This is a genomic window from Anaplasma phagocytophilum (genome assembly GCF_023476575.1).
Taxonomy (GTDB): Bacteria; Pseudomonadota; Alphaproteobacteria; order Rickettsiales; family Anaplasmataceae; genus Anaplasma; species Anaplasma phagocytophilum_A.
In genome coordinates, this window is the sequence record NZ_JAHLEX010000037.1 from 1 (window position 1) to 10,341 (window position 10,341).

The window sequence follows — 10,341 nt, forward strand, 5'->3', positions numbered from 1 at the left end:
ACTAACTGCAAGAGCCTGCTGTTTCTATGTATTCCAGGAAATACAGATTGATCTGCTAGAGATAGAAGAAAATAAGAACTTCTGTCAGTCTTGAAAGCAGCGAGAACATCCCGCTCGAAGCATCGTACACCTACTCCGATTTTTATACTACTCAGCCTGATACAAGGATTACGTCAGGTATCCTAGCACATCATTTTTGTTCAACCGCTTCATTCTGAAGCTTAGACATAAAAAAGAGCAATTCCCATATAACTTCTATCTTTTAAAAGCTGTTAGTGATAGTACTCCACAACCTGCTACGCCGTATTATACAACAAGTGAAGGTGTTTACATTATAGCAGTATCATGCTCTAGCTATAGCACTTGAAAATGGAAATAAGCATGAAGATATTCTCTCAATTCAAGCACTATATCTCAAGTCATAAACGCGATGATAAGGTGCGTATAAAGTATAATGCGCCGCAAGACATGGTAACTTAACGTCATATGCTGCTGGAGATATACAACGTGTCATGCTTGAAATGGATAATAAATTCCGAAACAAAGCAATATAACCGACTGCTCTCTTCTCTAATAACTAAGGATGTTGCTGCGCTTCAATAGCTCATCAACTTGGAAAGCACCATAAACACGGAACAAAAGTTGAGGGAATTTATGAAGGATGCACACATTAGTCACGGGCATAAATCTTGACTTTACAGACGCAGTACACAAAATTTCTACACTTTTTCATACTAAACGGCATTTCCGTATGTAATTAAAGAAAAGCCCGCAAGAGCTCTTTCATATTTGCTCTACTGCAGTAATAATGTTTAGGATCAAAGGACTAAATATACCTATTATGTATAGAAAACCAACAGGACACAACGCACGACAAAATCGCACGCGTGATAACGTAGTTCAAATAACACATCCATGTGCGAAAAAAAACAGCACTACATGGAGTTAGAGATCTAACCAAGCCCCCCTCTTGGAGATACAAGCATTGCTATACACATCTGCTCCCTCAAAAATAGCATAACTGTGGCACGACCTAGCACATATCACAAACATGCAAGAATAAGTACACACCATATGCAAGCACTACAATCTGGATATCAAAGCCTTATAACAAACACTAAAATAAATACCTAATGAGCAAGAACCAGATAATAGGAGAGCTCGAAAAAACAAAAACACATCATGTAAAGGAGCGCCAAGTACTTACAGTGACTCTACAGTGAAGCCCGATACCCTAAACTATACTACATCGCAACCCTTACTCAAGTAGTTGGCTGCAGCAGCGCCTCCTCCTACACGGACGTCACTAACATTACCCCCCACAGCTTCATGAATCAATTGGGAAGCATCATCTACAAGCTCAATCCCATTACCATCTCGCACGAAAGATATGCCCGTCAAATGCACTACTCCTTCTGCAGAAAAACACTCACCCTCATGATCCCAACCTGAAACAAACATAGCAATATCCCGATATCCAGGACGATCAAAAGGAAACCCAGGCCCCATCATGGACGCAATAGGATCAATGAACAGCCTCTTATCTTCTTTTAAAGCTTCCTTAACACAATCCAAAAACCTCCTACGATCACCAACGAGCAATTTATCACAAGTCCGCTCTATAATATCCAAAACACCCCATCTATCCTGATCCTGTGATAAAAACATAAACTTCCTAGAACACAGAAACTTTTTCGATAGCGCAGCAGAAGAACCATCCCCTGAAAATGCTGCAGAAACATACGAATCAACATATGCAAGCAATAATTCAGGATGACCGGCCTTTCCTAAAAGTTCAGCCACGTGCAGGAAGGAAGACCTTGTATTTAACTTTACATCATACCTGAGCAGCAAACTACTAAATCCAAAACCGCTACCACTTTCAGTTATAGTAAGCCTATGAACTGGAAGAGCATTCACCGTAGAAGATATAGCTTTAAACATCTGCATATCTTCTTTAGAAGCCTTTAACCCTAATAAAATACAATTTCCTTGAGGAACTCCATCCCGACTCTCAACGAAAGTAACTTCATACTTCTCAATAGGCACTATTGAATTATTTATGTACAACTGATTATCACGAAAACTTATAGCATCTTCGCCCGCAACACTCCCAGCAGTCTCAAATAAATCGTTATCCTTGATCTTTAAACACAAATACAACTCCGCTTTCTGCTGCACTTCAACTTCCCAAATAGAACACAGTAAGTACAGCACATACGGTATGAGCAACGCAGAAATAATGACCATGATCGACCCTACTATAGCCATTATGGAATCCTCCATCCCGTACATAATAAAAAGGAAAATAGCCGCACAGAGCATCAGTATGCTGATAAAGAAAACCGCCACCAAAACATATTTCAACATCCTTCTGCACACAGGAGAATACCCAGCCAACCCTAATTCATCACCCTCACAACCACCAGCGTCACTAAGATCATCAAGCCCAACATCAGTATCGCTATCTAAACAATGCGCAGTAGGCAATAAACGCCCTCCGTAACCTAGAACACGCACACTATGGACGCTGCTATTTATTTCCATACTAGCACCCAGATCCACATTAATAGACCCTCCCTGCACTAAAGCAGCAGAACCATAAATCATCAGAAAATCCCTTAGGCAGAATCTTGCGAAGCGCCTCATTGCCGTAACAGGACTCTTCCACTTCATCAGAGTTGCACGAACTCCCCTAACCTGTTCAGCACCACCAATAGCAGAAACGAGATAAAACCTCTCGAATTTTTCAAGAAGCCCCATGAATACCGGACCTAACCTCCTTTCTTTCCTCAAAAAAGCGTCCGTTTTATTCTTAACATCACATAAAAGCGGGTAACCACCCGGAGCAACAACACGACGACTAGGCATATCCTTACGCGACATCACCCTAAAAGGAGACCTCAACTTCTTAGCTATCTTGTTATATTTTTGACAATGACGCTCAAAATCCTCATCTCCTTCCAAAAGATCCATCAAATCTCCAGGAAGCGGAGTTCCAGAGAAACAGCAAATTATCGCCAATATTTCTTTTGCCTCAACAGCTAGCGACGAAAGCCCATTTTCAACACACCTTATATCACGGAATATGCACTCCAATAACTCCTCAGCAGAAGCGTAAGAAGCACAACTATCAACTAAAGAGGCAACGCGTGCATTTGAAAACGCACGCACCGCTGCCACGTCATCTTTCAATACATCTTGCCTAACAGTATTGTCTAACCGCCTAATAGCATGGAAAATCGCAGAAAAAAACGTACGAAATCCCTTCTCTCTCATACAAGGAATAATGGCAATGCACGAGTGCACTGCACTAAGAAAACCCGCTGCTGCTTCATCATGCAACAAGGCACTTCCGTCCATGAAGCGCACGAAAAACTCAGGAAAAACCCTAAGTTTCTCACCATGCACACCCTGCTCCAAGCACCCAGCACTGATTATACGGTGCATGTAGAACAAAAGATACGATCTGATAAAGCCATCACATGCATTAGCAATGGCATGACTTAGACTACGCGCTCGACCAAAAGCAGGAGCTCTAGAAGAAATGCGCCCAAAACCAAGCCCACCACAAGACAATGCATCTTTGACAAAGCACATAACACGCTTAAGGCCACAGGCATCATTGCAGCTCAGCCGTATTTTCCCTCGTACACTTCCATTCCAAATGCTCACGTCATAGAATCTGACAACATCAGAATACCTAGCACACAAGTTAGCCAGTAAAGGATCTACGTTTACATCTAACACCATGTAAGGAGATTCGGCAACAAAATCACCCCAATTACCCGGCTCTACAAAAAACGCATCAGATACACGGAAGGTAAAATCACTACATAACCTCAGAAGACCATTTTCTGAAAGATGCGTCTCAGAGAGCAGATTACGCTGCAATGCAGGATGCAACGAAAAAATTTCCGGCAAAGAAGCATGATCCCCTCTGTTACTGTCATCGCTTCGCAAACTGAAAAACAACTTAGCCATAGCACACACACTATAATATCTAAATACAGATTCACCCGCTCTTTAGCAGGCACATACACGTAAGAACTGGTGATTCTCAATCATGCAGCCACCTTCATGCATATGGTAACAGAACGCCATAAATCGCAAACTATATACCAACACCAGCAACGGATCTTCCAAAGCCCACACACCACACACACCCTACCTCTAACTAGGAATCTACAACTCGACCCATAAGACAGAGCTGTTGAATTGTATCACGCTCATACAATTCTTGCTATTGTAAATTAAGAATTTCCAGGACAGTTCTTAATGCTCTTATGAACATAACACTCCACAAATCTAGCTATAAAAGCTCGTTTTTTCATTGCTAAGCAACAAAGTTACATAACAAAATTAAAGAGATAATTTCTTTAAAAGCCGAGTTATACTTATTATGCACACCAGAATACATACCTTAAATGCCATATCTTACATATGTGGCACTTGTCAATTCGCACTAGCAGCTTTTCAATATAGGAAGATGGATACCATCATAGAGTCTTTTGTAGAGCGCAGAATACATGATCATAAAATGAGTATACGCAAGAGCATAGCGGTCGAGATAAAAGACATCCTATACATAGTGAACGAACAAATTTCCATATACTCCAAAAATTTATTATTCTTCACTATCACATGTCACCATCATACTTTTAATGCTGTACAATGTAATGTATGTTTCTCCGCACTGCGTAGATACCTTAACCACATAGGAACGACTCTACGCTAACATAAACAGGTAATAAGTACATACAACATGCCTAAGTGCTATAATCCGCATTTATACCAGATTATGATGCATTCTGTTTGGCTCTGTGAGCATAGGCGCGCAGTGAAAATCTCCTGCATGCCTATGAAGTACTACATATAAAACAGCCAAAAATTGCGCTATTCCCATCTCAATAACCTATATGTGTACTAAATTACGCATGCTATTTGGCACTTTATAAGCACAACAACAGCGCATTATACACTGGATAGAACCCCCTAAATAATACCTATGAGATATAGTGCTCATTTACGTATGCAAGAGCCGCCACAACTGCCGTATCAACTCTGAAAATCCTATGCCCCAAAGACATCTTTTCACAAAAACTCTCCGCACAGACAAGCTCTCTCTCGGAAAAACCACCTTCTGGACCAATTATGATTCCCAAGTTCTCCTTACCACACAGCACCTCGGCAGGCATTCTTCCTTTGCCCGTTTCATCACACAGTACCAATTCCTTACCAAGGTTATTGAGACGCGCAAATTCCATGACCGATGCAATCTCCGGAATATCGTGCCTTTTACATTGCTCAGCGGCCTCTAATGCCCATTGGCGACACTTTTGCACATTTATATCACTAACTACAGAATATTCTGTACGAATAGGCTGAATTTGCGTTACTCCCATCTCTGTTGCTTGTCGTACAACACTACGCATGGTATCCTGCTTCACAAGCGCAATGCAAAGCATAAGATCCCTGCTCTTTACATACTCACTAACCAAGTATTCAACCCGCACCTTCACTTCCTTACGAGATATTTCCGAAATAGTAGAGAACCAATCTCCTGTTACACCGTCAAAGAGTACAACAGCATCTGATATCCTCGCTCTCATCACGTCCCTTATGTAATGAGCTTGATCAGAACGCAAGACGACCTTTTCACCCTTATTCAGTGCGCTATCGCTGTAATATAGCCTGATTTTTACGGGCTTCTTTTTGAAAACCATAAAGTATTATTTCTCTTCTAGAAACTACTAAAGCTCATTTACCGCTTTTAATACAGTATCAACATGATCATGTACTTTAACGTTCCTCCATATCCTCTTGAGAATACCGCATTTATCGATCAGAAAAGTTGATCGTTCAATGCCCATATAACACTTCCCAAACATGCTCTTTTCTACCCATACGCCATATGCTTTTGCCAAAATAGCTTCTTCATCAGCAATAAGCTCAAAAGGCAACTGGTACTTTTTTTTGAAATTTTCGTGTGAGGTTATGCTATCCCGAGACACCCCTACAACAGCAGTATTTAAATTTGCAAACTTGTCATTAGCATCACGAAAGTCCTCAGCCTCTTTTGTGCACCCTGGAGTATCATCTTTCGGGTAAAAATACAGCACTACGTTCTTATTCCCATAATAAGATGCCAAAATAGGAAACACTATTCCTTCTTCCTCTTTGAACCCCGGCGCCTTATCCCCTTCTCTAACTACCATAATTACCTCTAAACTATAATTCACAAGCCGATGATACACGTACTCTGAAACATTCACAAACTAATCACCAGAAATTTTGGCAACACAAATTTTCAGCAAGCAATGCAAATCGCATCAGTAACAACTAGAACACTAGTTATCAATGCATAAATTGCAAAAAAAGAGTTCTTCTTTCTTCTTGTGAAATCTACGCATTATCAGCTGTTTAAAAACTGAACTAGTGATACCAATTTAACAATTGCTAAAACGCCGGACTTTACTTTCCCTGAAGTTTATACCCAGCACTAGATATCCACTTCATGTTTATCCATTGAAGATTCCAATTAAAATGCCCCGGAAGAGAAAGGCCGAATAAAACAGCAATTTGGATGTATCACCATATGTTATAGTAATCTCATTTCCCCCTCCATAGGAAAAATCTATTTTCAATGGCTGAAAAAAATAATATGCTTTCCTCCTCATGGTCTTTAGTGAGGAAAGAAGTGAAGTATTATCCCAAGGTTAGTGGAAATCCTGAATTTGCCTCAATTGAGCGGGACATTCTCGAATATTGGGATAGAAATAAAATATTTGAGAAATCAGTCGAGAATAAACCAAAAACTAGGCGTTTTGTATTCTATGATGGCCCTCCTTTCGCTAATGGCTTACCTCACTATGGGCATCTCTTAACCGGCTTTATTAAAGATGCAGTTGCTCGCTATAAGAGCATGAGAGGATTTCGAGTTGATAGAAGGTTTGGGTGGGACTGCCACGGCTTACCAGTCGAAATGCTAAGCGAAAAAGAGCTTAATGTTTCTGGAAGAACAAAAATCGAAGAATTTGGCATTGAAAAATTTAATGCCCACTGTCGTAACTCGATCATGAGGTTTACCCAAAAATGGAAGGATTACGTAACTAGACAAGCCCGATGGGTAGACTTTGATAATGGCTACAAAACCATGGATAAAGACTTCATGGAATCAGTCATGTGGGCGTTTTACAAACTTTGGGATAAGGGACTTGTATATGAATCCCTCAGGGTAGTGCCCTATAGTTGGGCCTGTCAGACTCCGTTGTCAAATTTTGAAACGAAACTAGACAATGCATACCGTGAAAAGGTTAGTAAAACAGTAGTAGCTAAATTTGAACTGCGAGATAAACCATCATTTATACCTCCTCATATTGAATCATGTAAAATCCTCGCATGGACTACAACCCCATGGACTTTGGTTGCAAATTTCGCATTAGCTGTCAATCCAGAAATGTCTTATATTGCTGCTTCTCTTGAAAAAGAAATGTTGATATTCTCCGAGGGGTATATAGAACACTTTCAGCATTACTGTAAGAGAGCTAATCAAGAATACACTGAAGTTTGTAGGCTAAGTGGACAAGATCTTGTGTCACTTACGTACAATCCTCTTTTTCCTTACTTTGCAGATCAGAAAAATGCATTCAGAATACTGAGTGCAGATTTCGTTACAGAAGGTACTGGAACAGGCATAGTTCATATTGCACCTGGATTTGGGGAAGACGACTTTATATTGTGCCAAAAGTACGGCGTCCCAAGCGTAGATGGCAATGTCTCACAACTCTTATCTATAATATGTCCTATAGATGACGCAGGTATGTATACTGCAGCTATATCAGACTTTGCGGGATATCACGTGTTCGACGCAACTGATAAGGTTATTATGCATCTTAAGGAACGTGGTTCGTGGCTGGAGACAAGTACATATACACATAGCTATCCCCACTGTTGGAGGACAGATACCCCGCTCATATATCGCGCAATGCCATCGTGGTACATTGAAGTTACTAAGCTGAAAGAGCGCATGATGCAGCTCAATAAAGGGGTCAATTGGATACCTGATAACGTTAGAGATGGTCAGTTTGGAAAGTGGTTAGAAGGGATCAGGGATTGGTCTATTTCTAGAAATAGGTTCTGGGGCGCTCCTGTACCTGTATGGAAGAGTGATGATCCAAAATACCCAAGAATTGACGTATATGGCTCCATCAAAAAAGTACTCCTTGATGTACGGGCTCTAGAAGAAGACTTTGGTCCAATAGATGACTTGCATCGTCCTTATATAGACGATTTGGTACGCCCCAATCCTGATGATCCTTCTGGCAAGTCTATGATGAGAAGAGTACCTGATGTATTAGATTGCTGGTTTGAATCAGGGTCAATGCCTTTTGCGCAGGTGCATTACCCTTTTGAAAACAAGGAACTGTTTGAAGAAAATTTCCCTGCTGATTTCATAACTGAGTATATCGCGCAAACCAGAGGGTGGTTCTATACATTGTTTGTTCTCTCAACAGGTATATTTGATAAACACCCATTTGAGAGTTGTATATGTCATGGAGTGATACTGGATGTACAAGGGCAAAAGCTATCAAAGAGGTTAAATAACTACCTTGACCCTATGGAAGTATTCGAAAGGTTTGGTGCTGATTCCCTGCGGTTCATGTTGCTTTCTAGCTCCGTATCAACTGGAGGTGACCTACTGCTAGATCAAGATGGTCAAGTGATCCGTGATGTGCTGAAAAACGTTGTTAAGCCAATATGGAATAGTTACAGCTTCTTCACGGTATATGCAAATGCAGACAAGATACGTGCGCGTGTGCTTGATAGCTTCGACGGCTTAAGTAACATCATGGATAAGTACATCCTTCATGAATGTATGCGTCTGGTGCAGAGCGTGCTGAGTGCTATGGAGTCTATTGAAGAGCACGATCCTTACGACATAAAGCTTGCATGCACTGCTATAGTGCAATTCTCTGACAAGTTAAATAACTGGTATATTCGCCGCTGTCGCGAAAGATTTTGGGCTACTGAAAAAACACAAGATAAATTCGATGCGTACAACACGTTGTATACAGTGTTGTATTACTTTAGCAGAGTTATTGCTCCTTTCTTGCCGTTAACATCAGAGGCTATTTGGTTAGGGTTGGATTTTCAACAGGAAGAATCTGTGCATCTGTCAGATTTTCCTAGTCCAAATGCTTTGCGAGTTGAGGAAGAGCATGTCAAAAACGCTGAGAATATGCAGCTTGTGATGGATATATGTAGCCATGCTTTGTCTTTGAGAAACACTCACAATCTAAGAATTAGACAGCCTCTTAGCAGCATGAAAATACATGTCTATAATTGTACTACATTGTCTTCTCTTCCTACAGAATACAGAAATGTGATCTTGAGTGAGCTAAACATCAAGGAACTTGTGATGTGCGATAATGTTCAAGATGTTGCATTTTTTGACCTAAAGCTCAACTTCCCAGTACTTGGTAAAAGGATTCCTGGGAAAATAAAGGAGATCATTCCTCTAGTAAAGGCTGGAATATGGGAAATGCTTTCTAGTGATGAATTGTTATTAGGAAGTGCAAAAAATGAACAGCACGTCTTTCGTGCTGATGAGTTTTCCATGAGCCTGAAGGTACACAATGAATACTCATGCCCTATTATCTCTAATGGACAGACTATTGGTGTTGTAACTATAAACCCTACACTTACTAAAGATCTAGTCCTTGAAGGAATTGCTCGAGACATAGTGAGATTCATTCAACAGGGCCGGAAACAATGCAACTTAGACATGTTGAGTCTTGCTAAAGTGCGCGTATATACAAGCGATAGTGAGGCATATGAAGCCATTTTAAAGTGGGAAGACTTTATAAAGAAGCAAACGCTACTGAGCTCTTTAGAATACTCCTTAAGAGACAGTATTACAGATGCAAAAGTAGAAGGATATACTCAAGTAATAGATGAGCAGGATCTCAGTATATTCTTACAGGTTTAGTCTAAAACTCTGCCTGGAGAAATGGAGTAGCGCGCTTTCTACGGCGTGATGGCATTATTCTCAACTTATCTAGTTGCTGGGTGCGATGCTCTTAACCTGAGGCATAACCGCTATGCACATTATAAAGCATTGCACAAACTTACACGATCGATACAGTGCGCAATTGACTTACAATGCCGTAGTATAAACTTTATAAGATACCCGTAGTATAAACTTTATAAGATACGGATTTGTATATTATGCTTTAGCTACTTATTCATACCTCGACCCCTTATTAGTTGCATATCATAAAATCAGCCCTTGATTTGAAGCGCTTACGTGTAGCACGACCATAAAATTCTATGGCCATT

The 10,341-nt window shown here is 40.5% G+C and carries 4 protein-coding genes; 1 reads left to right on the forward strand and 3 read right to left on the reverse strand.

Annotated elements, in window-relative coordinates; translation table 11 throughout:
- Window positions 1-1,239 precede the first annotated feature (1,239 nt).
- The 3 genes from KPX09_RS02720 to KPX09_RS02730 all read right to left on the reverse strand — a co-directional run bounded on the left by KPX09_RS02720 (window position 1,240) and on the right by KPX09_RS02730 (window position 6,218).
- The gene (locus KPX09_RS02720; protein WP_249548849.1) at window positions 1,240-3,984 is read right to left on the reverse strand and encodes a hypothetical protein; all 2,745 of its coding nucleotides are present in this window, start codon (window positions 3,982-3,984) and stop codon (window positions 1,240-1,242) included.
- Window positions 3,985-5,006: 1,022 nt separating this feature from the next.
- A complete protein-coding gene (locus KPX09_RS02725) occupies window positions 5,007-5,726 on the reverse strand; it encodes a 16S rRNA (uracil(1498)-N(3))-methyltransferase (RefSeq protein ID WP_249548850.1) in 720 nt (239 codons plus the stop codon).
- A gap of 27 nt (window positions 5,727-5,753) precedes the next feature.
- Complete coding sequence (locus KPX09_RS02730) at window positions 5,754-6,218, reverse strand: peroxiredoxin (RefSeq protein ID WP_249548851.1); 465 nt, start codon at window positions 6,216-6,218, stop codon at window positions 5,754-5,756.
- A gap of 428 nt (window positions 6,219-6,646) precedes the next feature.
- Between KPX09_RS02730 and ileS the strand changes: the two genes are divergently transcribed.
- Window positions 6,647-9,991 (forward strand): isoleucine--tRNA ligase, encoded by a 3,345-nt coding sequence (ileS, locus tag KPX09_RS02735; protein ID WP_249548852.1) that lies wholly within the window; start codon window positions 6,647-6,649, stop codon window positions 9,989-9,991.
- Window positions 9,992-10,341: the final 350 nt, after the last annotated feature.